Origin of the sequence: Rhodoblastus sphagnicola (assembly GCF_002937075.1) — a bacterium.
GTDB classification, from domain to species: domain Bacteria; phylum Pseudomonadota; class Alphaproteobacteria; order Rhizobiales; family Beijerinckiaceae; genus Rhodoblastus; species Rhodoblastus sphagnicola.
Genome location: NZ_NHSJ01000049.1, coordinates 25,587 through 49,939, shown reverse-complemented (window position 1 = coordinate 49,939; position 24,353 = coordinate 25,587). Strand labels below are relative to the sequence as shown.

22 protein-coding genes are annotated in these 24,353 nt (G+C 65.2%); 5 read left to right on the top strand and 17 right to left on the bottom strand.

Going from position 1 to position 24,353, the window contains the following annotated elements; genetic code table 11:
• Positions 1-11: 11 nt before the first annotated feature.
• The 4 genes from CCR94_RS07990 to ubiT form a co-directional block, all read right to left on the bottom strand.
• Complete coding sequence (locus tag CCR94_RS07990; protein WP_104507341.1) at positions 12-1,553, bottom strand: acetolactate synthase large subunit; 1,542 nt, start codon at positions 1,551-1,553, stop codon at positions 12-14.
• 160 nt (positions 1,554-1,713) lie between these two features.
• Positions 1,714-2,622 carry a ubiquinone anaerobic biosynthesis protein UbiV gene (gene ubiV, locus CCR94_RS07985; RefSeq protein WP_104507340.1) on the bottom strand — a complete coding sequence of 303 codons (909 nt, stop codon included), beginning with the start codon at positions 2,620-2,622 and terminating at the stop codon, positions 1,714-1,716.
• 1 nt (position 2,623) lies between these two features.
• Complete coding sequence (gene ubiU / locus CCR94_RS07980) at positions 2,624-3,616, bottom strand: ubiquinone anaerobic biosynthesis protein UbiU (protein WP_104507339.1); 993 nt, start codon at positions 3,614-3,616, stop codon at positions 2,624-2,626.
• Positions 3,613-4,167: a ubiquinone anaerobic biosynthesis accessory factor UbiT gene (gene ubiT, locus CCR94_RS07975; RefSeq protein ID WP_104507338.1), complete on the bottom strand. Its 555-nt coding sequence runs from the start codon at positions 4,165-4,167 to the stop codon at positions 3,613-3,615. The genes ubiU and ubiT overlap by 4 nt, the downstream gene beginning before the upstream one ends.
• Positions 4,168-4,248: 81 nt before the next feature.
• Here ubiT and CCR94_RS07970 point away from each other — a divergent pair, with 81 nt between their 5' ends.
• Together CCR94_RS07970 and CCR94_RS07965 are read left to right on the top strand one after the other, a co-directional pair.
• On the top strand, positions 4,249-5,772 hold the full coding sequence (locus CCR94_RS07970; RefSeq protein WP_104507337.1) for a UbiD family decarboxylase: 1,524 nt from the start codon (positions 4,249-4,251) through the stop codon (positions 5,770-5,772).
• A complete protein-coding gene (locus CCR94_RS07965) occupies positions 5,769-6,338 on the top strand; it encodes a UbiX family flavin prenyltransferase (RefSeq protein ID WP_104507336.1) in 570 nt (189 codons plus the stop codon). The genes CCR94_RS07970 and CCR94_RS07965 overlap by 4 nt, the downstream gene beginning before the upstream one ends.
• Positions 6,339-6,725: 387 nt before the next feature.
• Here the strand turns inward: CCR94_RS07965 and CCR94_RS07960 are convergent, their stop codons facing one another.
• The 6 genes from CCR94_RS07960 to CCR94_RS07935 form a co-directional block, all read right to left on the bottom strand.
• Positions 6,726-7,505, bottom strand: coding sequence for a hypothetical protein (locus CCR94_RS07960; protein WP_104507335.1), 780 nt, complete (start codon positions 7,503-7,505; stop codon positions 6,726-6,728).
• 80 nt (positions 7,506-7,585) lie between these two features.
• Positions 7,586-8,782: a hypothetical protein gene (locus CCR94_RS07955; protein ID WP_104507334.1), complete on the bottom strand. Its 1,197-nt coding sequence runs from the start codon at positions 8,780-8,782 to the stop codon at positions 7,586-7,588.
• Between the two features lie 350 nt (positions 8,783-9,132).
• Complete coding sequence (locus tag CCR94_RS07950) at positions 9,133-10,569, bottom strand: ATP-binding protein (protein ID WP_104507333.1); 1,437 nt, start codon at positions 10,567-10,569, stop codon at positions 9,133-9,135.
• Positions 10,569-11,279, bottom strand: a complete 711-nt coding sequence (locus tag CCR94_RS07945; RefSeq protein WP_104507332.1) for a response regulator — start codon at positions 11,277-11,279, stop codon at positions 10,569-10,571. The genes CCR94_RS07950 and CCR94_RS07945 overlap by 1 nt, the downstream gene beginning before the upstream one ends.
• A 78-nt stretch (positions 11,280-11,357) precedes the next feature.
• The gene (locus CCR94_RS07940; RefSeq protein ID WP_104507331.1) at positions 11,358-12,815 is read right to left on the bottom strand and encodes an HlyD family type I secretion periplasmic adaptor subunit; all 1,458 of its coding nucleotides are present in this window, start codon (positions 12,813-12,815) and stop codon (positions 11,358-11,360) included.
• On the bottom strand, positions 12,812-14,977 hold the full coding sequence (locus CCR94_RS07935) for a type I secretion system permease/ATPase (protein ID WP_104507357.1): 2,166 nt from the start codon (positions 14,975-14,977) through the stop codon (positions 12,812-12,814). Before CCR94_RS07935 ends, CCR94_RS07940 begins: the two co-directional genes overlap by 4 nt.
• A gap of 745 nt (positions 14,978-15,722) precedes the next feature.
• On the opposite strand from CCR94_RS07935, the gene CCR94_RS07930 reads away from it, so the two are divergent.
• From CCR94_RS07930 to CCR94_RS07920, 3 genes are all read left to right on the top strand, one after another.
• Positions 15,723-15,929: a hypothetical protein gene (locus CCR94_RS07930; RefSeq protein ID WP_104507330.1), complete on the top strand. Its 207-nt coding sequence runs from the start codon at positions 15,723-15,725 to the stop codon at positions 15,927-15,929.
• Between the two features lie 182 nt (positions 15,930-16,111).
• Positions 16,112-17,746, top strand: a complete 1,635-nt coding sequence (locus tag CCR94_RS07925; protein WP_104507329.1) for an NRAMP family divalent metal transporter — start codon at positions 16,112-16,114, stop codon at positions 17,744-17,746.
• A gap of 67 nt (positions 17,747-17,813) precedes the next feature.
• Entirely contained in the window at positions 17,814-18,521 is a 708-nt protein-coding gene (locus CCR94_RS07920; protein ID WP_104507328.1) for an MgtC/SapB family protein, read from the top strand.
• Between the two features lie 160 nt (positions 18,522-18,681).
• Here CCR94_RS07920 and frdD read toward each other — a convergent pair whose 3' ends face one another.
• The 7 genes from frdD to CCR94_RS07885 all read right to left on the bottom strand — a co-directional run bounded on the left by frdD (position 18,682) and on the right by CCR94_RS07885 (position 24,324).
• Positions 18,682-19,056, bottom strand: a complete 375-nt coding sequence (frdD, locus tag CCR94_RS07915) for a fumarate reductase subunit FrdD (protein ID WP_104507327.1) — start codon at positions 19,054-19,056, stop codon at positions 18,682-18,684.
• Positions 19,053-19,451 carry a succinate dehydrogenase/fumarate reductase transmembrane subunit gene (locus CCR94_RS07910; RefSeq protein ID WP_104507326.1) on the bottom strand — a complete coding sequence of 133 codons (399 nt, stop codon included), beginning with the start codon at positions 19,449-19,451 and terminating at the stop codon, positions 19,053-19,055. Before CCR94_RS07910 ends, frdD begins: the two co-directional genes overlap by 4 nt.
• A gap of 4 nt (positions 19,452-19,455) precedes the next feature.
• Complete coding sequence (locus tag CCR94_RS07905; protein WP_338052979.1) at positions 19,456-20,241, bottom strand: succinate dehydrogenase/fumarate reductase iron-sulfur subunit; 786 nt, start codon at positions 20,239-20,241, stop codon at positions 19,456-19,458.
• Positions 20,234-22,027, bottom strand: a complete 1,794-nt coding sequence (gene frdA / locus CCR94_RS07900; protein ID WP_104507325.1) for a fumarate reductase (quinol) flavoprotein subunit — start codon at positions 22,025-22,027, stop codon at positions 20,234-20,236. The genes CCR94_RS07905 and frdA overlap by 8 nt, the downstream gene beginning before the upstream one ends.
• 208 nt (positions 22,028-22,235) lie before the next feature.
• Entirely contained in the window at positions 22,236-23,051 is an 816-nt protein-coding gene (locus CCR94_RS07895) for a purine-nucleoside phosphorylase (protein ID WP_158254666.1), read from the bottom strand.
• Positions 23,035-23,484: a cytidine deaminase gene (gene cdd, locus CCR94_RS07890; RefSeq protein WP_104507323.1), complete on the bottom strand. Its 450-nt coding sequence runs from the start codon at positions 23,482-23,484 to the stop codon at positions 23,035-23,037. The genes CCR94_RS07895 and cdd overlap by 17 nt, the downstream gene beginning before the upstream one ends.
• Positions 23,485-23,496: 12 nt before the next feature.
• Positions 23,497-24,324: a hypothetical protein gene (locus CCR94_RS07885; protein ID WP_104507322.1), complete on the bottom strand. Its 828-nt coding sequence runs from the start codon at positions 24,322-24,324 to the stop codon at positions 23,497-23,499.
• Positions 24,325-24,353: the final 29 nt, after the last annotated feature.

Here is a 24,353-nt window from a genome sequence, read left to right as displayed (position 1 = left end):
CTTGCCCTTGATCAGAGGCAGACTTCGATCAGCATTGGCCCCGGCTCCGCGCAGGATTTTGTCAGGCCGCGATGGAAATCCTCGACCCCTGCGACGCGGAGCGCGGGAACCCCCATGCTTTTCGCCATCGCGACCCAGTCGATTGTCGGCTTGTCGATGTCGATCATCGCGCTCGCCCGCGGTCCGAGGGCGCCGAAACCCATATTGGCATATTCGGTCCGGAGAATCTCATAGGCGCGATTGGCGAAAATGATGGTGGTGACGTTGAGCCCCTCGCGCGCCTGCGTCCACAGCGCCTGGATCGTGTACATGGCGCTGCCGTCGCCGGTCATGCAGATCACCCGGCGCTCCGGGCAGGCCAGCGCCGCGCCGGTGGCGACCGGCGTGGAAAAGCCGATGGAGCCGCCCATGTTCTGGATCATGTCGTGCGGCGCGGCGCCGGCGGTCAGGCCCATGGAGTTCCGGCCCGTGGTCAAGGATTCGTCAACCACGATGGCGTTTTCGGGCAGCGCGGCGGCCAGCGCCAAGGCGATGCTGGTCGGGTCGAGCTTTCCGGTGGGCGCGACGGTTTTGTCGCGCGGCTGCTTGCGGGCGACGGTTTTACGCGCGTGTAAAAGATCGAGCAGCATGGCGAGGGCCGCCGCGCCGTCCTCGTCCTTTTCCGCCAGCCCATGCACCGCGCAGGATTCGGGTTTGAGCAGGCTGGGGCAGTCGGGATAGCTGAAGAAGGCGACGGGCTCGTCGGTCTCGACCGTGACGATGTGGCGGAAATCCTTCAAAAACTCCAGCGCCGGCGCGACGAAATAGGGGATGCGCTCCAGCGGGACTCGGCCCGCGCCGCGCTCGATGCGCGCGGAAAAGAATTGCGTGGCCAGCCGGCAACCGGTCGCCGCCGCCAGTTTGCCGGCCAGGTCCAGCGCCTCGCCCCGGCAGGCGCGGCCGCCGAGAATGACCAGCACCGGGCCTTCCGGTTTTTTCAAGACGCGCGCCAAAGCCTCCACGCGCGCCGAAGGCGGCGCCTTGAACGCGGGGGATTCGACGGGGCAGGGCGCTGGCTCGCCGGCTTCGCCCCATGAGGCGTCGCCGGGCAGGATCAGCGTGGCGATGCGGCCGGGGCGCGCCGCCGTGACCGCCCGCGCCGCGTCGGCCGCGATGGTGTGGGGGCCGTCGGCACGCCGCACCCAATGGCTCAGCGGACGGGCGAGGCCGTCGAGGTCGCTGGCCAGCGGCGCGTCATATTTCAGGTGGTTTGTTGCGTGGTCGCCGACGATGTTGACCATGCCGGAGCCGGCCTTGCGGGCGTTGTGGATGTTGGCGAGGCCGTTGGCGAGGCCCGGCCCGAGATGCAGCAGGGTCGAGGCGGGCGTTCCCTTCATGCGGAAAAAGCCGTCGGCCGCGCCGGTCGCCACGCCCTCGAACAGGCAGAGCACGCTGCGCATCGCCGGATTGTCCAGCGCCTTGAGGAAATGCATTTCCGAGGTGCCGGGATTGGCGAAGCAAATGTCCACGCCCTGGGAAACCAGGGTTTTGACGAGGCTTTCCGCGCCGTTCATGTCATGCCTCGATCCGTGGACCGCCCTCGCCCTTCGAGACGGCGCCGCCGCGCCTCCTCAGGGTGAGGGCTCCCTGTAAAGGTTCCAGCCATCGCAAGAATAGCCCTCACCCTGAGGCGCTTGCGAAGCAAGCGTCTCGAAGGGGGCGGTCCACGAAAGCTCAGGCCGGCGTCAGTTCCGCCGCGCCGCAAGCGCCGAACAGGAAGCCATTGGAGAATTCCGCCTCCGGCGCCGTCGCGCGCAAGCGCGTAAGACCTTCATCGCCGGAAATGGCGCCCGAAGCCACATCGGCGAAGGCTTTGGTCACGGCCACGAAATCGCCGGTGTGGGGCGAAAGCCGCAGCGAGCGCACGCCGGCCGCCGCGAGGCGGTCGAGATCGCCGATCAGGTTGCAGGTGTTGTGCGACATGGTCTGCACGCCGTTGACGGCGAGAAAGTCGGCGCCGTCGAGCGTGCGCACGGTCAGGCCATCGGGGTCCTTGTCGCAGACGAACTGACACGAGTCCTTGCTCAACCCATGCACGCGCGCATGATAGCAGCGGCTGGAAATGGCCAGGGGGATGCGCCCATAGGCCCAAAGCTCGACCTCGGCGCCGCATTCCCCGGCCGCCGCCGCCAGTTTTTCCACCGAAGCGAACGGGGCTTCGGGCGGCAGGCAGAACATTTTGGCGCCCTGTCCGGCGAGATAGGCCAGGGTCGCCTCGTTATAGACGTTGATGAGCGGCCCGATGGAGAAGGGCGGCCGCGCCCAGTTCATCAAGGTCAGATCGTTGATCTCGACTTCCAGCGCGGTCTGCTCGAACAATTCGCGCGCGGCCCGCTTTTCGCGCTCCAGCGTGACCATGGCCAGCGATCCCAGCACGACCGTCTTGCCGCCGCTTTGCAAACGCTCGATGGCGGCGGGGATGCGGTCCTCGTAAAAAGGCGTGCGCTTGGAGCAGACGGTTTCGCCGATCACCACGCGATCCACCGGCGCCTCGTCGGCGATGCGGGCGTAGAAATCGGAAAAGGCGTCGGCGCTCCAGTTGAACTGCAGGGGTCCAACGGTCAGCGAGAATTTTTTTGTCATCTTACCGCCAAGTTTTGCGATACGAGCCCGCGGTGGTGGTCTGGCCCTCGGTCAGATCGCGCAAGGCGCCGGCGACGACCGGGCGGCCCGCCGCATAATCGTCCACCGCCTTGCGGAAGTTGCGCACCACCGATTCCGTGTAGGAGCGGCTGCGCTGCCGGCCCTCGATTTTCAGCGCGGTGACGCCGGCTTCCGCCAATTGCGGGATCAGCGCGGCGGCGTCGAGGCTCGACGGGTCTTCAAAGACATGGCCCTTGTAGTCGCCGGCTTCAAAGCAGCCCTTGCACAAAGTGGGGTAGGGCGCGGGTTCGCTGGCGCCGACGCGATGGATGGCGAAGCCGCCGAGACGCGACACCAGTTCGCCGTCTTCCTCGCGATATTCGACATGGCTCGCCGGCGAGCAGGCCCCGTTCATGTTGGGCGACTTGCCGGTTGCGTAAGAGGACAGCGAGCAGCGCCCCTCCGCCATCACGCAGAGACCGCCGAAGATGAACACTTCGGTTTCGATCTCGATGTCGCGATTGATCGCGGCGATTTCCTGCACGGTCAGCACGCGCGGCAGCACCACGCGCTTGACGCCGAAGGCGCGGGCGTAAAAAGCGATGGCGTCGGAGTTGGCCGCAGCCGCCTGCACCGACAGATGCAGCCGTAGGTTCGGATGCTTTTTCGACGCATAGTCGAGCAGGCCGATGTCGGCGAGGATCACGGCGTCGGCGCCGAGCCGCGCCGCGTCATCCACCGCCTTGTGCCAGAATCCGACGGCGCCGGCGCGCGGAAAGGTGTTGATGGCGACCAGCGTATGCGCGCCTTTTTTATGCGCGTGCGCGATCGACGCGCCGAGTTCGTCGCGCGAAAAATTCAGGCCGGGAAAGTTGCGGGCGTTGGTTTCGTCGTTGAAGCCGCAATAGACGGTATGGGCGCCGGCGTCGATCGCGGCGCGAAAGGCGGCGGGGGTGCCCGCCGGGCAGACCAGTTCGAGTTTCCGGGCGCTCATGCGTGACGCTCGTCTTCGCGGGTCAGGGCGACGCCGAACCAGCTGCCGACCAGCGAGGACACGCGCCGCGCCGGAGCAGCCGCGAGATGCTCAAGCGGGCCGAGCAGGGCGGTCAATTCGGTCGCGAGGTCGATCTCTTCATTGTCTATGGCGTTGCGCAACGCCAGCACCGCTTCCGTGTCGCCCTCGATCACGAGGTCGCGGGAAAAGAACAGGGCGTCGCCGTCATAGACCCCATGCACCAGACCGAGCAGAGCGGCGAGCGGGCCGCCGATTCGCGCGTCCCAAGCACCGGCGTCCTCGCGGCGCACCGTTTCAAGGCTGGGCGCGTCCACATGCGGCGCCAGACGGAACGCGAAAGGCAGGTCGGTCGGGTCGATGAGAAAAGTCTTGTCAGCCTGCTCGCCGAGCCGCGCGAACAGCGAGGGGTGGCGGCGAATCAGGGTTTTCACCAGATGCGCGCCGGCCAGCGACAGGGGCGTGAGCGGCGCGAAGCGCAGCACGGCCGCCCCGACGGCGGGGAAAAGAGGGATGTCTTTAGAGTTCCACATTGCCCCACCAAATCAGATAATGTTCAGCCTCACATTGACTTTCGTCAATGCGCCGGCGCGACTTTCCAAGCACGACACAGTATGACTTTCAGAGAACTGCCACCCTTCCGCGATCTGCGCGCCTTCGCCAAATATCTTGAGCAGGAGCGTCTTTTAGCACGCGTCGGCGAAAAGGTCAGCCTCGTTCATGAGATGACCGAGTTGCACCGCCGCGTGCTGGTCGCCGGCGGTCCCGCGCTTTTGTTCGAAAAAGCGGTTTCGCCGCGGGGGCCTGCGACCATGCCGGTCCTGACCAATCTGTTCGGCACGCAGGAGCGCGTCGCCGCCGGTTTCGGCGTCGCTTTGTCGCGCATCGGCGAACTCGGCGAAATGCTGGCGGCGCTGCGCGAGCCCGCGCCGGTCGACGGCTTCAAGGATGCGATGAGCCGCTGGCCCATGGTGCGCGCCGCCTTGTCCACGCGCCAGCAGGTGATCTCGAAGCCGCCCTGCCAAGCCGAGGTGTTCAAGGGCGACGATGTCGATCTGGGCAAAATTCCGGTCCAGACCTGCTGGCCGGGCGAACCGGCGCCGCTGATCACCTGGCCGCTGGTGATCACCCGTCCGCCGGACACCGACGCCGATGAGACCGCGCGGATGAACATCGGCGTCTACCGCATGCAGGTTCTGGGCAAGGACAAGGCGATCATGCGCTGGCTGGCGCACCGCGGCGGCGCGGCGCATCATCGCGCCTGGGCGCGGCGGGGCGAGGACATGCCGGTCGCCATCGCCATCGGCGTCGATCCCGCCACCATCCTTTCGGCCGTGCTGCCGCTGCCGGAAACGGTGTCGGAACTGCGCTTCTCCGGCGTGATCAGGGGCGAGCGGCCCCATGTGGCGCAGGCGCTGACCGTGCCGATCATGGTCCCGGCCGACGCGGAAATCATCATCGAGGGCTATGTTTCCGCCACCGAGACCGCGCCGGAGGGGCCTTATGGCGACCACACCGGATATTACAACAGCGTCGAGCAGTTTCCAGTTTTACGCATCACCGCCATCACCACGCGGCGCGACCCAATTTACCTGAGCACGTTCACCGCCCGCCCGCCGGATGAACCGTCCGTCATCGGCAGCGTTCTCAACGATCTCGCTTTGCCGACCATGCGCCGTCAACTGCCGGAGATCGTCGATGTCTGGCTGCCGCCGGAGGCCTGCTCCTATCGGATGGCGATCGTTTCGATCAGAAAAACCTATCCGGGGCAGGCGCGGCGGGTGATGATGGGGCTGTGGGGCATGTTGCCGCAGTTCAGCTACACCAAGACCGTCATTGTGGTGGACGAGGACATCAACGGCCGCGACTGGAACGATGTCGCCTGGGCTTTGGCGACGCGCATGGACCCCTCGCGCGACCTGACCATTATCAGGGACACGCCGATCGATTATCTCGATTTCGCCTCGCCGGAATCGGGGCTGGGCGGCAAGCTCGGCATTGACGCCACCAACAAGATCGGCGCGGAAACCCATCGCGAATGGGGAACGAAGCTCGATACGTCCGAGGAGATCAAGCGCCGCGTGGACGCGCTGTTGCCCCAGGTGATGGCGGGATTCAAGCGCGACGGCTTGCGATGAAGCCGCGCGTCGTCGTCGGATTGAGCGGCGCTTCGGGCGCGGCCATCGGCCTGCGCATTGTCGAAATTCTGGACGAACGCGGCGCGGACGTTCATCTGATCGTTTCGCGCGCGGCGGAATTGACGCTTGCGGCGGAAGTCGGGCCGGACGCCCTTTCGCGGCTGCGCGCCCTCGCAAAACATTGCCATGACATCGACAGCGTCGGCGCCAGCATCGCCTCCGGTTCGTTTCCGACCGGCGGCATGATCGTCGCGCCCTGCTCGATGCGTACCCTTTCGGCCATCGCCAATTGCCTCGCCGACAATCTCCTCACCCGCGCCGCCGACGTACACCTTAAGGAGCGGCGCAAACTGATCCTGCTTGCGCGCGAAACGCCCTTGCATCTCGGTCATCTCAGGGCGATGACGGCGGCGACCGAAGCCGGGGCGATCATCATGCCGCCGGCGCCCGCCTTCTACCTCAAACCGAACAGCGTCGCCGACATTATCGATCAGATCGCGCGGCGCGCCGTCGATCTGCTGCATCTGTTCGAGCCCTTGGCCGCGCAATGGCGTGGGGAAGAATGACCATAGGCGCTAGGTTAAGCTTGGTGGCTGCCGAGAACATCGTGAGTTGATCCCCTCGTGCTTCGAGACGGCGAGCCTTGCTCGCCTCCTCAGCATGAGGGGAGCAATGGAATCAATCGAGTAGCCCTCATGCTGAGGAGGCTCCGAAGGAGCCGTCTCGAAGCACGAGGGCGGTCCACGGCTCTTGCCGCAGCCCGCCAGCGCTTAACCNGCGTGGGGAAGAATGACCATAGGCGCTAGGTTAAGCTTGGTGGCTGCCGAGAACATCGTGAGTTGATCCCCTCATGCTGAGGAGGCTCCGAAGGAGCCGTCTCGAAGCACGAGGGCGGTCCACGGCTCTTGCCGCAGCCCGCCAGCGCTTAACCGAGCGCATATGGGACGTATGACTCAAGCCGCGCGGTGCTGAAGCGCTGAATTGGTCGGGGGCGGGAACCGCAGATTTGGCGCGCCGATAAATTCATGCGGGCCGACATGGGTCAGCACGCCCTGCGTGTCCAGCCAGATCTCGCCGCCGAGATCGCGCCAGCGCCGGCAAAACGTGTAGTCCTCGCTGAGATAAGTTCCGGTCTCCGGCTCGATCATGCCATCGAAGAACGCATATTGATTGGGGCTGAAACTCGGCCGGTGCGAATTGTGACAGGCGGCGTAGCGCAGATGCGGATAGGCCTGCGCCATGCGCGCGAAAACCTCGCGGCGGATCAGCATGAAGCCGGTTCCCGCGTAATCGGCGGTGACGAAACCGTCGCGGTTTTGCGCCTCCTCGCCCTCGCGGGGGGCGCCGACATAGCGCATCGGCGCGGTCTCGACGGGTTCGCCGGCATGGGCGCGGCTGAGCCCGCTTTCCCAGTCGATGAGTTTGAGCGGGTACATGCCGGCGACGACATCGGCGTCGAACGCCAGCATGCGGAACACCTGGTCGGGTTCGAAGCCGATATCGGCGTCGACGAACAGCAGATGGCTCGCTGAGGGGGTGTCGAGGAAGCGACTCACCAATGTGTTGCGGCCGCGTGTGATCAGCGATTCATAGCCGAGCATTTCGACCTGAGTGGTCAGGCCGGCCATTACGCCGCGCTGGACGAGCCCCATCATCGAATACATGAAGCGCTGTGTGACGAGACCGCCATAGCAGGGGGTCGCGACGAACAGGCGAGAGCCTTGGGGAAACATGAACTTTCTCCTGGAGGAGGCCGCCGTCGGGGCGGCGGCCCGGGGTCATGAGGGATCGGGTAAGGGATCAGGCAAAGGGATCAGGTCTGCGTCCCGCCGAGCGCGGCGAGATCGGCGTAGAGGGATTGCTCAACGCTCTTCTGCGTCGTCGTCGAGGCGCTGGATTGCGCTGCCGATATCAGCGCCTCCAGGTCTTTCAGCACGCTCGATTCCGTCGTCTCGTCCGACGAGGAGGACGCGGCGGACGCCGTTGACGACGTCAGGTCGGACAATTCGCTGGAGAGCGAAGTCGCCGCGCTTTTCGCCGTGGACGAATCGCCGTTGGCCACAGCCGTCAGCAAATTCGCCAGATTGTCGGCCACGTCGGACTCCGAACCGGACGAAGATCCCGCAGTGCTCGAGGGCGGAGGCGGCGGGGGCGGGCTGTTTTCGAGTTTGTTCTGCATGGAAGAGGCCAGTTTTTGGGCGCTCGACGTGTCGCCGGACTGCACGTCCGAAATCAGACTGTTGAGGTCCTTGAGGAAGGGATCGCTGGAGGAACTCGACGAACTCGACGAACTGGAGGAGAGCGACGCCAGTTGGGTTTTCAGGCTGGCGGCGAGGGTTTGCGCATTGGTGGTGTCGCCATTGGCGACCGCCGTGAACAGGCTTTGGATGTCGGAAGCCAGGCTTGAGGACGAAGACGAAGAAGACCCGGCGGAATCGCCCTGCGGCGGCGGCGGGGGCGGGCCGTTTTCGAGTTTGCTCTGCATGGAGGAGGCCAGGCTTCGCGCGCTCGACGTGTCGCCGGACTGCACGTCTGAAATCAGGCTGCTCAGGTCCTTGAGGAAGGGATCGCTGGAGGAACTCGACGAACTGGAGGAATCCTTGGCGCTGGAGGAGAGCGACGCCAGTTCGCTCTTCAGGCTGGCGGCGAGGGTCTGCGCCGTGGTGGTGTCGCCATTGGCGACCGCCGTGAGCAGGCTCCGGACATCCGCGCCGAAGCTTGACGATGAGGATGACGATCCAGACGTTGACGAAGTCGTCGAACCGCTTTGTCCCGAACTGGAACTCTGTTGCAAGCCATAGCCGCCAAAGGAGTCGTCGCTATCGTCATCGCCGGAAGAGTTGAAAGAGATGGCGGACGAAGTGGTGGACGCTTGCGCGGCGAGGGCGGAAAATGCGGCGTCGGTCGTGGTTGACTGGGAAGAGTCCACTTCGCTGGAGCGATGCGAACGGTGGCGCTGGAGAAGAGAAATCAGACTTGAGGCGTTGGAATCGAGGCTTGAAACCGACATGTTCAGCTCCTTGTGAAGCGCGGTCTCCCGGATGAGGCGCGCTGGAACTGGAACGAAACTGGATTTATTAGAATAGGATCAAAAAGATAATGGTATTGTCTTGGTTTCCTCGTGTTGTTTTATGGATAGAACAGAAACAACACTGGAATAATATTTGTTAATTTGATGTCATGTTTTCCTTTGGCACAGTTAAAATCTTCGTTTAGCGCTGATTGCGCCAAAACAAATGGCGTGCGAACTTGCATAAGTGGGCCTTTGTCCAAGTTTCCCTCTTGCGGGCGTGCGAGGCGGCGCTTGGCGCGCGCATCCGTCTGATTTTTTAGACTTTCGAGAAACATTGTAACAAAATGTTAGCTTGCGCGCGTTTCCGCCCCGCGCGGCAGAAAAATCGTCACGCGCAAGCCTCCCGATTCGCGGTTTTCCAGCCGGATGTCGCCACCCTGCGCCAGCACCGCGTCACGGGCGATGGTCAGCCCCAGGCCGGAGCCGGGCCGGCTTTCTCCCGTCTCCAGCCGGCGAAACGGCGCGAACGCCTCCTCCCGCAGGTCCGGCGCAATGCCCGGTCCGCGATCGAGGATGTCGATTGTCGTCGCGTCGCCGAGATCGCTCAGGGTCACTTCGGCCTGTTCGCCGAATTTGCAGGCATTTTCAATCACATTGGCCAGCGCCCGCTTGAGCGCGAGCGGTTGCAGGTCGAGAATGCAATGGTCCGGTCCGTGATAGAGGGCGCGGCCGCCATGATCGGCGACGTCGTCGCACAGGCTTTGCGCGAGAATGGCGAGATCGGTGGCGCGCCTCGGTTCGTCGTCGGCGTCGTCGCGGGCGAAGCGAAGGGTCGCCTCGATCAGTTGGCTCATCTCCTCGATTTCGGCGATCAACTCCTCGCGCTGGCCCTGGTCGGCGATCTCGCGCGCGGCGAGCCTCATGCGGGTCAGCGGCGTGCGCAGGTCATGCGACAGCGCCGCGAGCATCAGCCGGCGCTCGTCGAGAAAGGCCGCGATCCGGTCCTGCATGCGATTGAACGCCTCGCCGAGGGCCGCGACCTCATGGCTGCCGCCCAGAGGCGCGCGGGCATGGCCGCGGTCGCGGCCGATGCGCTCCGCCGTTTCCGCCAGCGCGCGCAACGGCCGGGTCTCGCGCGCGGCAAACCCTTGCGCGAGGGCGAAAATCGCCAGCAGGCTCGCCAGCAGGGAGACGAGCGGCAGGGTGGCGCGGGGAAAGCCGTCGTCGCGGGCGTCCCCGACGATCGCCCACGCGTTCGACGGTCCCCGCAGCGCGAGATTCAGCGGGCCGAAATAGCCGACGTCCGGTCCGGCGTCGTCGAGCGCGACCACCGGCCCGCCGCCCAGTCCGGGCGGCGGGGGGCGGGCCAGCCCGAACAGGTTGAGCACGTGGAAAGGAAACGGAAATTCGTCGGTGAACCGAACCTCGACAATCTCCGGCGCCCGCGCCTTAAGCGTCGCCGCCAGCAGCCGGAGATCGTAGGGCGTCCCCTCGTCGATGGCGCGCCCGCCCTCGAACCCGTCGACGCGGCGCAGGGTGATCAGTTGCGCCGCGCTCGCGTCGGCGGGCGTCACCGCGCCCGGCGGGGCCGAAAAGACGCGCGGCGCTTCGGCGGCGAGGATTTTCGCCAGCAGGCGCGCGCCATAGGGGTGCGGACCCAGCCGTGGCGCGAAATGAAACGCCAGCAGGTTCAGGCTCTGGATCGCCAGCAGGGCCAGAATGATGGTCCCGGCGATGCGAAACCCCATGCGCCGCCAGGGCGGGACGAGAGTCCGCGCGACCATCAGGCGACCGTCTCCGTCGGCGCGGCGAACATGTAGCCGCCGCCGCGCACCGTCTTGATGAAGCGCGGCGCTTGCGGATCGCGCTCGATCTTGCGCCGGATGCGCGAAATCAGCACATCGACGCCCCGGTCGAACGGCGCGGCGACGCGCCCGCGCGCCTGGAGCAGATGTTCGCGCTGGAGAACGGTCTGCGGATGTTCGACGAAAACCTGGAGAAGATCGAATTCCGCCGTGCTCAATTCCACGCGCACCTGGTCCGGCGTCCATAATTCCCGGCGCCGGCAGTCGAAACGCCAGCCTTCAAAACCATAGATTTCGGTGTGGCGCGCCTGCGGCGGCAGGGCGCGCGCCCGGCGCAGCACCGCCTTGATCCGCGCCAGCAGCTCCGCCGGATCGAACGGTTTCACCACGTAATCGTCCGCGCCGGCGCCGAATCCCACCAGCTTGTCGGCTGCCGCGTCGCGCGCTGTCAGTAGAATGACAGGCGGCTGACCCGGCTCGCGAAACCCCTGGCACAGCATAAAGCCGTTGTCGCCGGGGAGCATGACGTCGAGCAGGACCAGATCGACCCGCGCGGCCTCGAGCGCGCGTTTCATCTCCGCGCCATTGGCGGCCTCGCTGACGCGCATGTCGTTTTCGCCGAGCAGGCGGGCCAGTCCGCGCCGGATCAGTCTGTCGTCGTCGACAATGAGAACGTGAGTCCGAGCCATGGCTGACCGCAACGAGGAGCGGCCATGTTTCCTCGCCGATGGCGCCCGTGTCAAACCAGCGGGCGGGCGAGACCCCGCTCAGCGCTCCTTCATCGCCTCGGACGCGGTCTGGACCAGGGGCGAGAAAATATATTCCAGAATCCTGCGGTTGCCGGTGGCGACTTCGACGCTCACCGCCATGCCCGGCGTCAAGGGCACGGTCTGACCGTCGATGGTCATCTCGACGCGCGACGGCGTGAGCGTCACCGGAAACACCAGATTCTGGGTGCGCTGGGCGCCGGCGAAGGTTTTCTCGCGGTTGAGGCGGGCGGTGTCGGTCTCGCGCTGTTGCGCTTCGGGCTCGGGAATGGCGTCGCTGGACACCCGCGTCACCGTCGCCGGCAACGTTCCATACCGCGTGAAGGGGAAGGATTCGATCTTCACCACGGCGCTTTGGCCCGGCTTGACGAAGCCGACGTCGCGATTGGGGAGATAGCATTCGATCTCCAGCGCGGCGCCTTCGGGCACGATGCGCATCAATTCGTCGCCGCCGCCAACCACCTGGCCGATCGTGTTGACGCTCAGGCCGTAAACCGTGCCGTCCATGGGCGCGGTGAGCTTGGTGCGTGCCGATTTCAGCTTGGCCTTGACGAGCTTCTCCCGCCAATCGTCGGCCTGCCGCTGCGCTTCCGCCAATTTCTGGGCGTTGTCGGCGAGAAAGGCGGAATAGGCCTTTTCCATCTCGCGTTTGAGCACGTCGATATTGGCCAGGGCGGCGTCGCGCTGGCCCTTCTGCATGGCCAGTTGGGTCTTGTGATAGTCGAGCGATTCCTGGGCGTCGATCAGATTGGAGCGCGAACCGGAGCCGGATTTCGCCAGGCTGGCGCGCATGTCGACGCGCTGCTGCAAGGTGGCGATCAACGCGTCTTGCGCCGCCATGGTCTCGGCGGAGCGCTGGCGCTCGATGTCCTTCTGGTGGATTTGCGCGTCATAATCGGCGACGGACGCCGCGAGTTGGCGCAAGTCGCTTTCGAGCACGCGCTCCTCGCGCTCCCTGACGTTGGCCGGCGCGTCGGCCTCCCAGGCGATCGCGGGGATCGGATCGATCCGCCTGATGCGCGCGGCGTCGAGAGCCGCGCGGCGGCGCGTGGCTTCGGCGCGATAGGCGTCGAAGGAGCCCTGCGCATTGGCTTCCTCGGCGCGGGCGTCGCCCGGATCGAACGCGACGAGAACGTCGCCCGCGGCGACGTGACGGCCGTTTTCGACCAGGATGGCCGCGATCTTGCCGGGTTCCAGCGGCTGGATCACCTTGACGCGTCCCGTCGGCTGAATCTTGCCCTGGGCCACGGCGATGATGTCGAGACGACCGAACCAACTCCAGGCCAGCGCGACCAAAACCAGGGCGCCGATGATCAGGATCAGCGTCATGCGCACCGGCGAGGGCGGAGTTTCCAGGATTTCCAGGTCGGCGGGCAGGAATTCCCGGTCCGACAGCGGCGCGGGCTTGCCGTTTGGCCGCTTCGCCACGGCGAGCAGTTTTTCCAAGGCGGCGTTCATGCCGGGCTCCGGTCGTTCTGCATGGACCACAGCCGGGAATAGAGCCCGTTGGGATTCTTCAACAATTCGTCATGGCTGCCGGCCTCGACCAGCCGGCCGTCGATCATGCCGATGATCACGTCGCAGTCGCGCACGGCGGCGAGGCGATGGGCGATGATGAACACGGTGCGGTTCTGCACGATCTGCCGCATGTTGCGCTGGACGATGCGCTCGCTCTCATAGTCGAGCGCCGAGGTCGCCTCGTCGAAGATCAGGATGGGCGGATTGGTGGACAGGGCGCGGGCGATGGCGATGCGCTGGCGCTGGCCGCCGGACAGATTGGCGCCGCGCTCCTCGATCATGGTGTCGTAGCCCTGGGGGAGCTTGCCGATGAATTCGTCGGCGCCGGCGAGCCGGGCGACATTCATCACCTGGGCGCGCGGCATGGCCGGATTGGAGAGCGCGATATTGTCGTGGATCGAGCGGTTGAACAGCAGGTTCTCCTGGAGCACCACGCCGATATGCGTGCGCAGCCAGGCGGGATCGACCTGGGCGAGGTCCATGTCGTCGAGCAGGACCTGGCCTTCCTCGGGGATATAGAAGCGCTGGATCAGCTTGGTCAGCGTCGATTTGCCCGAGCCGGACGGCCCGACAATGCCGATGACCTTGCCGGGATTGACGCGCAGCGAAATCTGCTTGAGCACCTGCTGGCTGTCGGTTCGGTAGCGGAACGAGACATTGCGGAATTCGATCTTGCCGCGCGGCGGCGGCAAGTGTACGCGCACCGCCGGCGTCGGCTCCGGCGCCGAATTGAGAATGTCGCCGAGCCGCTCGACCGACACCTGCACCTGCTGGAAATCTTGCCACAATTGCGACAGCCGCAGCACCGGCTGCGCCACCTGGCCGGCGATCATGTTGAAGGCGACGAGTTCGCCAACGCTCAGATCGCCGTCGATCACCGCCTTGGCGCCAAACAGCAGCAAGGCGGCGGTGGAGAGCTTGTTGACATATTGAATGGCGTTCTGGCCCTTGGCGCCGAGCATGGTCGTGTCGAAGGCCGAGCGCACATAGGCCGCCAGCCTTTCCTCCCATTGCTTGGCCACCACCGGCTCGACGGCGGCGGCCTTGATGGTCTGCATGCCCACGATGGATTCGACCAGGAATTGCTGACTCTCGGCGCCGCGATTGAATTTCTCGTTGAGTTTTTCACGCAACAGCGGGCGGGCGATCGCCGCGATGACCAGATAGAGCGGGATGGTCGCCAGCACGACCATGGTCAGTTTCCAGGAATAGGCGAACAGCACGGCGATGAAGATAAAGGTGAACACCAGGTCGAGCGCCGAAAACAGTCCCTGTCCCGTGAGAAAGGCGCGGATCGTCTCCAGCTCGCGCAGCCGCGCCACGGTCTGGCCGGTCGGGCGGGTCTCGAAATAGGACACCGGCAGTTGCGCCAGATGGCGAAACAACCGCTGGCCCAGTTCGACGTCGATGCGGTTGGTGGTGTGCGACAGCGCGTAAGTGCGCAGATATTGCAGGGCGATGTCGAACAGGCCGATCAGCGCGAGGCCGCCGACCAGCACGAACAGGGTCGAATAGCCGCGATGAGTCAAGACCTTGTCGATCACCACCTGGAAGAACAGCGGCGAGACCAAAGCGAACAACTGGACGAACAGGGACGCGACGAGAACGTGGATCAGCGGCTTGCGGTAGCGCCACAGCGAGGGCGCGAACCACATGAAGCCGAAGTTCTTCGGATCGATCCCGGCGCCCTGGAATTTACGGGCGACCAGAATGAGCAGGGGGTCGATCTCGGCGATCAGGTCGTCGAACGCCAATTCGCGCGCAATGCGCGTGACGGGATCGACGATGCGCCACAGGCCGGCGGGCGATTTGCCGCCGAACACGCACCAGACGCCGGTCTTGAGCCGCAGCAGCGCGGGGACCGGCGCGCTGGCGAGGCGGGTCGACGACGGGGCCTCGACGATGCGGGCTTTCAATCCGATCAGCCGCGCCGCGCGCACGAGATCCCCCGCGGCGGCCTCGCTCTGTCCCAACGCCAGTTCCTTGGCGAGATGGGCGGGATCGGCCGCGATGCGGTAATAGGCGGCGATACCGCACAGGGCGGCGAGGCCCGAGGCGTGCAAGGGCTCGGGCCTCGCGTCGAGGGAAACTCTCTGGTTCATCGAATGTCCCAACCGAACAGCCAAGGATAGCTTAAATATTCACATGACAGCATACCGCGTCGCCGGCGTAAGCAAGCTTTTCTGGTCCGGTCGATGGCGCCATATGTCTTCACACGCGAAGGTTGATAGTCCGTTATAGCTTGCCGGTTGCGCCAGGGGCGCGTGGTTTTGCGCGCGCCTTGTCAGACGAATTTGAAGTCGCCGGCATTGGCTTGAGCCGAAACGTCGCCTTGATGACGCCGGTCAAGGTCAACGTATCGCCAGATGTCGGGGATACCAGCCGCTCCCGCCGCATTCTTGCCTTAGAGCAAGTTCGGCGAACTCTCGTTCACCGAACTTGCTCTAAATCTTTGGTATTACGCATATTCTTTTCCGAAAACGGCGCACACTTTTCGGGAATATGCGCTAGCGGGACGCATTCTCGATCAGGTTGAAGAAAAGCCGCCGCCATTCGGCGAGCGAGCCGAGGACAAGCTGGCGCGGCATTGATGACGCTTCGCTTTTTCGGCTTGACAGCGGAAATGTTCGGGCGCAGAGGAAAATTTATCGGCGCGGCGTGAGCCTGCCGTTTCTCAACCCAAGTCAAGGACACATGGGCAGTATTCCCTTTGGCGGCGCGATCCCGGCGATGAGCGGGAAAGCCTCGCCGCAACATCGTGAAGGGCTCGCGGCGCCGGCCGCGTGAGGGACGCCAGGCCTTAGGCCATGTGTCGCTCGCCATCCGGCCCGAAGCCGGAGGCGAGACATGATTGTGAACTTCCCCTGCAAGGGCGACGTCCATCGCCCAACCCTCCGTTCGGCATTCGCGGGCGCGGCGGCGCCGCGTCTGATCTGCCGCTGGACCCGCGACGCCTCCGGCCGCCTGGTCGCGCAATGGATTGCCGAACAGCGCGAAACCGGCCTGCACGGCGCGGAACGCCCTCCCTCGCCCCGATCGCGGTTCGCCGCCTGAACTCTGGAGGACCTCTTGAACGACGGCCCTAGTCGCTCCGCCCCCGGCCCAATCGCGGGGGCGGATTCCCTGAAAATCTTCATCGCAAGACAAACGGCGCGCCATCGGCGCGGCTTCGCCAGGTTTTAGACGCGACCCGCGTCGCTCCTGGCCGGCGCCGAGGCGAACCGCCAGGAGAGCAAATGAACGCTCGTATCGATCCGCCTCACGCCGCCGCCGTGCTCGACGAGAAGCATATCGGCCACATCCACGGCGCTTTCGGCAGCATTTTGCAAGGCGACCATGGCCCGCGCGAAAACTGGCGCCATCGCCTGCAAACCCTGCTCGCCATTCTCGGGCCGGGCCTGATCGTCATGGTCGGCGACAATGACGCCGGCGCCTTCGGCACCTACACCCAGGCCGGACAGAATTACGGCACGACCCTGCTGTGGACCCTGCTGCTGCTGGTTCCCGTGCTCTATGTGAACCAGGAGATGGTGCTGCGCCTCGGCGTGGTCGCCGGCGTCGGCCATGCGCGGCTGATCCTGGAGCGTTTCGGCAAGTTCTGGGGCGCCTTTTCGGTCATCGACCTGTTCGTGCTCAACGGCCTGACCATCGTCACCGAATTCATCGGCATCGCCCTGGCGCTGAATTATCTCGGGGTCTCCAAGGAACTCGGCGTCGCCGTTGCCGCGATCCTGATCATGGCGGCGGGGAGCACCGGCGATTTTCGGCGCTTCGAGCGCTTTTCCATGGTTCTGGTCGCCGGCAGCCTGCTGCTCGTCCCAGTGTTTATCGCGATCCATCCGCCGATGGGGCAGTTGGCGCGCGATTTCGTGACGCCGCAATTGCCGCAAGGCGCCAAGCTCAGCGACGTGATGTTGCTGATCATCGCCATTGTCGGCACCACCATCGCGCCGTGGCAACTTTTCTTCCAGCAGAGCTACGTGATCGACAAGCGCATCACGCCGCGCTTCATGGCTTATGAAAAGGCCGATCTGTGGCTTGGCATCGTTTTGGTGATCGTCGGCGCCGGCGCCATGATGGCCTTCACCGCCGCCGCCTTCGCCGGCAAGCCCGAGTTCGGACACTTCGCCGATGCGGGCGCGGTGGCGGCGGGACTTGGCCACTATGCCGGCCGCGTCCCCGGCGTCATGTTCGCGCTGGCGCTGATCGACGCCTGCATCATCGGCGCTTCGGCCGTGTCGCTCTCGACCGCCTATGCGATTGGCGACGTGCTCTCGCTCAAGCACTCGCTGCACCGCAAGCCCTCCGACGCCAAGGGTTTTTATGTCGTCTATTTCGCGCTGATCATTGTCGCCGCCGGCCTCGTTCTCACCCCCGGCGCGCCGCTCGGCCTGCTGACCAATGCGGTGCAGACGCTCGCCGGCGTGTTGCTGCCGTCCGCCACCGTGTTCCTGCTGCTGCTTTGCAACGACAAGGATGTGCTCGGCCCCTGGGTCAACGGGCGCTGGCTCAACGTCTTCACCAGCGCGGTGATCGGCGTTCTGGTGATCCTCTCGATCATCCTGACCGCCTCGGTGGTGTTGCCCGACGCAACCGACGAGAAGGCCATTCTGGTCCTTCTGGGCGGCGGCTGCGTCTTGGCCTTGCTCGGCGCGCTGGGGGCTTTGGCGCTGCGCGGCAAGGGCGACGAGTCGGAACGGATCGATCCGGAATTCCGCGCGATCTGGCGGATGCCGCCGCTCGACCGATTGCCGCCGGCGCGCCTTTCGCAGCCGGCGCGGCTGTGGATGGGCGCGCTGCGCTTCTATCTGGTCATCGCCGGCGGTCTGGTGCTGTACCGGATCGTGACGCTGGCGCTTTCGGCGCAATGACGCGGGCTCATCGCGTCGGGCCGTGCTGCTGAACGCTTGACGCCGTTGAAAATTCGGAACGAGAGTCATGATCAAATTCGAATTCTGGCCGGCTGCCGATTTGACTGTCGGCGTTTTCGTCGCCTTCGTTCTGGCGACGCTGATCGGCGCGGAGCGGCAATATCGCCAGCGCAGCGCCGGACTCAGGACGAATGTCCTGGTCGCCGTCGGCGCGGCGACCTTCGTCTCGCTCGGGTTTCGCATCAATGGCTCGGCCGGCGCGTCGCAGCTCGCCGCTTATGTGGTGTCCGGGATCGGCTTTCTCGGCGCCGGCGCGATCATGAAGGAGGGGAGCAAGGTCTGGGGGCTGAACACCGCCGCGACGCTATGGTGCTCCGCAGCGATCGGCGCCCTGTCCGGTTACGGTCTCGTCGTGGAGGCCTGCGTGGTGACGGCGGCGGTCTTGGCCGGCAACACGCTGCTGCGGCCCCTGGTTGACGCCATCAACCGCGCGCCCTTCGACGAGAGGACTTCGGAAGCGACTTACGAAGTGCATGTGATGACCGAGGCCGAACATGTCGGCGAAGTGCGCGATCTCCTCATCGAGGCGCTGGAGGAGGCCAGCTACCCGATTCGGGATGTCGAGGTGCTCGAACGGTCCGACGAGATCACCGAAGTCGTCGCCACCTTGGTCAGCACGTCGGTCGAGCCGGCGGAACTGGACGCGGCCGCGACAAAGCTCGCGGCCTCGCCTCATGTGTCACACGCCACTTGGTCGTCGAACGCCGACGAGTGAGGACCCATGGCGGCGGCGTGATCACGGCGTGATCCGAGGGGGCGGCGCCAGCCAAGGTCATTGGGCAGGGGCTTCGTCGCGACGCCAGGAAAGCCCGTTGCCGAAGTCGAGCTGCGGCCCACTTCGGCAACGGGTTGTACTATTTACATGAGGCGGACGCTCAGAATCCGATCGCCAGCAACAAAACGGCCGTGGCCAGCGTCACCACGGCCGCGACGCCATAGGTCGCGAGCTTCAGCACCGCGAGCGGCGCCGCCTTCATGTCCTTGAGGGTGAGGAAAAGCCGTTCGGCGCCGTGCCAGAAGAACAGGGACACCACCACCAGCACGACCAGCTTGCCGAGCGGGTTTTGCGCGAAGGCGAGAGCATGGCCATAGCTGGAGAAATCCGCCGGCAGCCCCGTTCCCGTTGGCGCGAGCAGGCCGGTGATGACGATCAGACCCGGTCCGAACAGCGCGGACAGCATGCCGCCCGCCCCGAACAGCAGCCAGAAGATCGGGGATATGCTGCGTTTGGCTTGCACGGATTCGCTCATCTCGACACCCACAGCGTGAACAGGATCAGGGCCAGCGAAGTGGCGGCTGCGGCCAGGGTGGCGATTCGGGTGATCGTCCTTGCCGCGACCGGCTCGCCGCCGACGACCACGTGCGGCATGGTTTTTGGCAGGGTCTGGAACCACGTCACCACGTGGAACAGCACGGCCGCCAGCAGCAAGACGTGAAGGCCAAGGGAAAGCGGGCTCGCCAGAAACCGCAGATAAGTCTCGTAAGACTCCGGCCCGCGGAAAAGGCTGACGAGGCCCGCGAACAGCACGCCGCCATAGATCGAGACGGCGACGCCGCTCAACTCGCGGGTCGTATAGGCGCGATAGGGCGGCTTGGCCCACCAGTTCGCCGCAATCGGGCGCCGATAAGGGCGTCTCTTGCTCATGAACTCAATCCTTCTTCAGGAAGCGCAGGAAGAAGTCCAACGCGCTGTTGGTCTTGTTCTGATTGACGGCGTGGGCGGGGTTGACCTGCTTGGGGCAGACGTCCGAGCAAATGCCGACGGCTGTGCATGACCACACGCCGTCCTCGCCGTGGATTGTGTCGAGACGCAGTTTTTGGCCGCCGTCGCGCGAATCGCCATTGTACCGTTGCAGCAGGGCCATGGCGCCCGGCCCGATGAAATCCGGATTTTCGCCGAATTGCGGGCAGGCGGCGTAGCACAGCATGCAGTTGATGCAGTCGCTGTAGGATTCGTAAGCCGCGAGCTGCGCGGGGGTCTGGTTATACGGCCCCTCGGCGATGGTCCGAGGCTCCTTGGGGATGATATAGGGATAGATGCTCTCGATCTTCTTGACGAAATCGCCGACGCTGATCACGAGATCGCGCTCGATCGGGAAGTTGTTCAAGGGCTCGACGGTGATCGGTCCCGGCGGGAGCTTGCGCAGCAACGTGCTGCAGGCGAGCTTCGGTTCGCCGTTGATCATCATGCCGCAGCTTCCGCACACGGCCATGCGGCAGGACCAGCGGAACGACAGCGTGCCGTCCAGCGTGTCCTTGATGGTTTGCAGCGCCTCCAGCACCGACATGTCGTCGGTGACGGGGATCGTGAAGGAGCCGAACGACGGCGCTTCGTCGCTTTCGGGCCGATAGCGGAGGATACGCAGTTCGACCGTCTTCTGGGCGGTGGGTTCAGGCATTTTGGCGGGTTCGGTCGTCATGGCGGGGTCAGACATGGGTCCCGTCCTTCCTGGCGTTTTCGAGTTGTTCGCCCAGGGCGCCATAGGCGCGCTCGCCCGGCGGCAAACGGGTGATCTTTACAGGTCCATAAGAAATTTCGGGCGCCGCGCCCTCGCGATATTTCGCGAGGGTATGGGCCAGGAATTTCACGTCATCGCGGGCTTCAAAGCCGTCGAGCCGCTGGTGTGCGCCGCGCGATTCCTTCCGCTCCAGCGCGCCATGCGCCATGGCTTCGGCGACATCGAGCTGATAGCCAAGCTCGATCGCCGAAAGCCAGTCGGTGTTCCAGATACCCGAGCGATCTTCCAGCGTGATGTCGCGATAGCGCTGCTTCAGCTCCGCCAGTTTGTCGCAGGTCGCCTGCATCTCCGGTCCGAGCCGATAGATGCCGCAGCCCTTCTCCATCGTGGCGGCCATTTCCTTCCGCAGAACGGCATGGCGTTCGCCGCCGCCCTTCTGGTCGCGCAGGGCGAGGGCCTTGGCGACGCTGGCCTTGGCCTGATCGGCGACCTTGCCGGGCTGGACCGCCGCAGCGCCCTTGGCGAATTTCACCGCCTGTTCGCCCGCGACGTGGCCGAACACCGTGAGTTCCCCCAGCGAATTCGAGCCGAGCCGGTTGGCGCCGTGGATGCCGACGCTGGAGCATTCGCCGGCCGCGAACAGGCCCGCGAGCGGCGTGGCGGTGTGAATGTCGGTGAGGATGCCGCCCATGGTGTAATGCACGGCGGGACGGACGGGGATCGGTTGCGTGACCGGGTCCAGACCCATGAATTCCTCGGCGAGGCCGAAGATCAGCGGCAGTCGCTCCATCAGCTTGGCGCGGCCGAGATGCCGCATGTCGAGATAGACAGCCGATTCGCCCTGCGCCGTGGTAAAAGTCCGGCCCTTGCGCTCCTCCTGCCAGAACGCCTGGCTGAGGCGGTCGCGCGGCCCCAGCTCCATGGCCTTGTTGCGGGGCTCCGGCGACACCGGCCCGAGCCCGTAATCCTGCAAATAGCGGTAGCCGTCCTTGTTGATGAGATGGCCGCCTTCGCCGCGGCAGGCCTCGGTGAAAAGAATGCCCGTGCCCGGCATGCAGGTCGGATGGTATTGCACGAATTCCATGTCGCGCAGCGGAACGCCGTGGCGGAAGGCCATCGCCATGCCGTCGCCGGTGACGATGCCGCCATTGGTGTTCTGGCGGAACACCCGGCCGGCGCCGCCGGTCGCCAGGATCACGGCGCGGGCGTAAATGGCGGTGAATTCGCCGGTCGAGGGCGAAAGCACCGTCGCGCCCTGGACGCGCCCGTCATCCACGATCAGGTCGAGGCAGAAATATTCGTCGAATCGCTTGATGGACGGATATTTCGTCGAGGTCTGGAACAGGGTGTGCAGGATATGGAAGCCGCTGCGGTCGGCCGCAAACCAGGTCCGCTCGATCTTCATGCCGCCGAAAGCGCGCACGTTGACCGCGCCGTCGGGCCTGCGGCTCCAGGGGACGCCCCAATGTTCGAGCTGGATCAGCTCGGGCGTGGCCTGCCCGACGAAGAAATCGACCACATCCTGCTCGCACAGCCAGTCGCCGCCGGCCACCGTGTCATGGAAATGGTTGTCGAGCGAATCGTGCGCCTGGATCACGCCGGCCGAGCCGCCTTCCGCCGCAACCGTATGGCTGCGCATCGGCAGGACTTTCGACACCAGCGCGATTTTGAGCGAGGGGTCGGCCTCGGCGGCCGCGATCGCGGCCCGCAGGCCTGCGCCGCCCGCGCCAACAATCAGGATATCGGCTTCGAAATGGTCCACGGCGGACTCCGTTCACGACAAAGGAAAGCGGGTCAAAGGTTCGACCCGCTATGACGACTGCGACAAGCGCCTGAACACCTTCAGGCTCGGCCCGACAGGCCTAGGCCTGCTTAACGGCCACCGCCTTCAATTATATGAACAGGAGTTATGAGCCGAAATGCGACCCATGCCAAGCAAGGGTGAGTCTTTTCACCAGGCATGAGACTTTTCAAATGGTGTCTGCCGTCTTCATGAAGGCGCGCAGCAGGCGGCGCAGCGGCACGACGGCGGCCAGCGCATGGCGCTGGGTTTCGGCGATGCTGGGGTCGGAGGCTTGCAGGCCCGATGCGAAATGCGACGCCGCCACGATCGCCGCGGCGCGCAGGCCTATCGCGCGCGCAAGGATGATCTCCGGCGCGACGCCGAAGCCGATGGCGTCGGCGCCCAGTTGCCGCGCCGCCCGCGCTTCGGAGGGCGTCGCGAAAGTGGGGCCGGTCGTCCACATGAACATGCCTTCCTGCAGCGGCACGCCGCTGGCCGCGGCGGCGCGCTTGAGGCGGCGCTGCAGGCGGGCGTCATAGGCGTCGCGCATCGAAAGGATGGTCTCGCCCTCGGCGACGCCGATCAGAGGATTGAGGCCGAACAGCGCGATATGGTCGCTGACCAGCATCAGGTTGCCCGGATAGAGATCGGCCTTGGCCGAACCGGCGCTGGCGAAGATGAGCAGAAACTTGGCGCCCAGACGCTTGACGGTTTGCAACGGCGTCAGCATGCAGCTGGGGTCGCCGGCGCCGAAAAAATGCGCCTGTCCGTGGAGCAGGCAGACGTTGGCGCCTTCGGAACGACCGATGCTCACGCGCCCGGCGGCGCCCGGTTCGTTGATCGGCTCAAATCCCGGCAGATCAGCGTAATCGACGGTGACGACGTCGTTCAGGGGTTCCGAAAATCCCGCGAGGCCGAAGCCGAGCAGCACCGCGAAGTCGATGGGCTCCACGGCGCCCCGCGCGTGCAAGATTTCGGCGGCCCGGTCAGCGTTTTCGGACATCGGCGACACCTGTTGCGTCATCCCCTTTGAGGGTGTCCGGCCCGAACGCATGGGGGAGCAGCTCGGAAAGGAGGTGACGACTGCATTCGCCCCGCTCGTCGGCAAGATAAACCAAAACTGAGCCATTAGCGAATTCGGAAATGCGCTGCCGGCAGGCGCCGCAGGGGGCGATGCGCCCCTTGCCCGAAGCGGTCCTTGGTCCCAGCACCAGGATTTCCGCAATTTCGCGTCCGCCGCCGGCGATCATGGCGGCGATGGCCGAAGTTTCCGCGCAAACGCCGAGGGGATAGGCGGCGTTTTCCACATTGGCGCCGGCGAAGATGGCGCCGCTTGACGTCCGCAGCGCCGCGCCCACGGGAAAACGCGAATAGGGCGCATAGGCGCGGGCGCGCGCCTGCTTCGCCTGTTCGAACAATTCGGAAATTCCGTCCACGCGTTCCGTCCGTCAAAACCGCCGCCACAGGGCGAGCACCGCGCCATATTCGCGGTAAGCGTTCACGCCGGCAAGGGTCGCGAAGCCGCCAACCTGCGCGCGCCATTCCGCGTTGAGCGAATAGACCAGACTCAATTCCCCCTTGGCCTGCGCCCAGCGCGGGTGGGACGGGTCGTTCGAGGGCGCCGAGACCACGTTGAAATTCTGCGCAAGCAGCATCAGCTCCGGCCAGAGATAGACGCCGAGGCTCAGGTCGGCGCGTCCCTCGTTGGGGGCTTTTCCACCACGCGCGCGAAAACCGAACGAGACATCGACAAAGCCCGGCAGGGCGCCGATGGCGATGTTCTTGCCGCCGAGCAGGCGGAGGTCGAAATCGGCGTTTTTCGAGCCGCCCAGCGAGGGGTTGGCGGCGCCGGCCGTGCTGGGCAGTTGCGCCAGCGCCTGGACGGAAATAACAGCCTCGTCGCTCTTCCACACCCGGCCGCGCACGCCGATCTCGCTGTCGCCGAAGCCGGTGAATTTCTGATTGGCCGGCGCCCCGAGCGTCGAGCTTTGCAGCGAAGGTTTTATCGTGGCGGCGAGCCAGTCGGCGAGGCCGTAATCAAGATAAACCGACGCCAGATACGAACGGTATTTTGGCGTCGGCGCGAAGCGTCCCGCCTGGTCGAAGCCGGTGTTCGATTGGTCGAACAGGGTGGTGACGATGACCTCGCCATGTCCGGCCTCGGGCGTCCAGGCGCCGGCCTCGGCCGGGGAAGCCAGCGCCGCCGAAAGCAAAGCCGCCGAAAGCGGCGAAGCGACTTGAGCCAGGCGGGTGAGGGGTTGGCCAAGGACCGTCATGATCGGATCGCATCGTTTGGGACTCGCGA

Excerpts from the sequence above, each read along its gene's own strand:
- CCR94_RS07955 (WP_104507334.1), bottom strand. The coding sequence starts at position 8,782 with ATGTCGGTTTCAAGCCTCGATTCCAACGCCTCAAGTCTGATTTCTCTT.
- ubiT (WP_104507338.1), bottom strand. The coding sequence starts at position 4,167 with ATGTGGAACTCTAAAGACATCCCTCTTTTCCCCGCCGTCGGGGCGGCC.
- CCR94_RS07970 (WP_104507337.1), top strand. The coding sequence starts at position 4,249 with ATGACTTTCAGAGAACTGCCACCCTTCCGCGATCTGCGCGCCTTCGCC.
- ubiV (WP_104507340.1), bottom strand. The coding sequence starts at position 2,622 with ATGACAAAAAAATTCTCGCTGACCGTTGGACCCCTGCAGTTCAACTGG.
- CCR94_RS07920 (WP_104507328.1), top strand. The coding sequence starts at position 17,814 with ATGATCAAATTCGAATTCTGGCCGGCTGCCGATTTGACTGTCGGCGTT.
- CCR94_RS07935 (WP_104507357.1), bottom strand. The coding sequence starts at position 14,977 with ATGAACCAGAGAGTTTCCCTCGACGCGAGGCCCGAGCCCTTGCACGCC.
- CCR94_RS07940 (WP_104507331.1), bottom strand. The coding sequence starts at position 12,815 with ATGAACGCCGCCTTGGAAAAACTGCTCGCCGTGGCGAAGCGGCCAAAC.
- CCR94_RS07925 (WP_104507329.1), top strand. The coding sequence starts at position 16,112 with ATGAACGCTCGTATCGATCCGCCTCACGCCGCCGCCGTGCTCGACGAG.
- CCR94_RS07905 (WP_338052979.1), bottom strand. The coding sequence starts at position 20,241 with ATGTCTGACCCCGCCATGACGACCGAACCCGCCAAAATGCCTGAACCC.
- CCR94_RS07930 (WP_104507330.1), top strand. The coding sequence starts at position 15,723 with ATGATTGTGAACTTCCCCTGCAAGGGCGACGTCCATCGCCCAACCCTC.
- CCR94_RS07945 (WP_104507332.1), bottom strand. The coding sequence starts at position 11,279 with ATGGCTCGGACTCACGTTCTCATTGTCGACGACGACAGACTGATCCGG.
- CCR94_RS07910 (WP_104507326.1), bottom strand. The coding sequence starts at position 19,451 with ATGAGCAAGAGACGCCCTTATCGGCGCCCGATTGCGGCGAACTGGTGG.
- CCR94_RS07990 (WP_104507341.1), bottom strand. The coding sequence starts at position 1,553 with ATGAACGGCGCGGAAAGCCTCGTCAAAACCCTGGTTTCCCAGGGCGTG.
- CCR94_RS07950 (WP_104507333.1), bottom strand. The coding sequence starts at position 10,569 with ATGGTCGCGCGGACTCTCGTCCCGCCCTGGCGGCGCATGGGGTTTCGC.
- CCR94_RS07960 (WP_104507335.1), bottom strand. The coding sequence starts at position 7,505 with ATGTTTCCCCAAGGCTCTCGCCTGTTCGTCGCGACCCCCTGCTATGGC.
- ubiU (WP_104507339.1), bottom strand. The coding sequence starts at position 3,616 with ATGAGCGCCCGGAAACTCGAACTGGTCTGCCCGGCGGGCACCCCCGCC.
- CCR94_RS07885 (WP_104507322.1), bottom strand. The coding sequence starts at position 24,324 with ATGACGGTCCTTGGCCAACCCCTCACCCGCCTGGCTCAAGTCGCTTCG.
- frdD (WP_104507327.1), bottom strand. The coding sequence starts at position 19,056 with ATGAGCGAATCCGTGCAAGCCAAACGCAGCATATCCCCGATCTTCTGG.
- CCR94_RS07895 (WP_158254666.1), bottom strand. The coding sequence starts at position 23,051 with ATGTCCGAAAACGCTGACCGGGCCGCCGAAATCTTGCACGCGCGGGGC.
- CCR94_RS07965 (WP_104507336.1), top strand. The coding sequence starts at position 5,769 with ATGAAGCCGCGCGTCGTCGTCGGATTGAGCGGCGCTTCGGGCGCGGCC.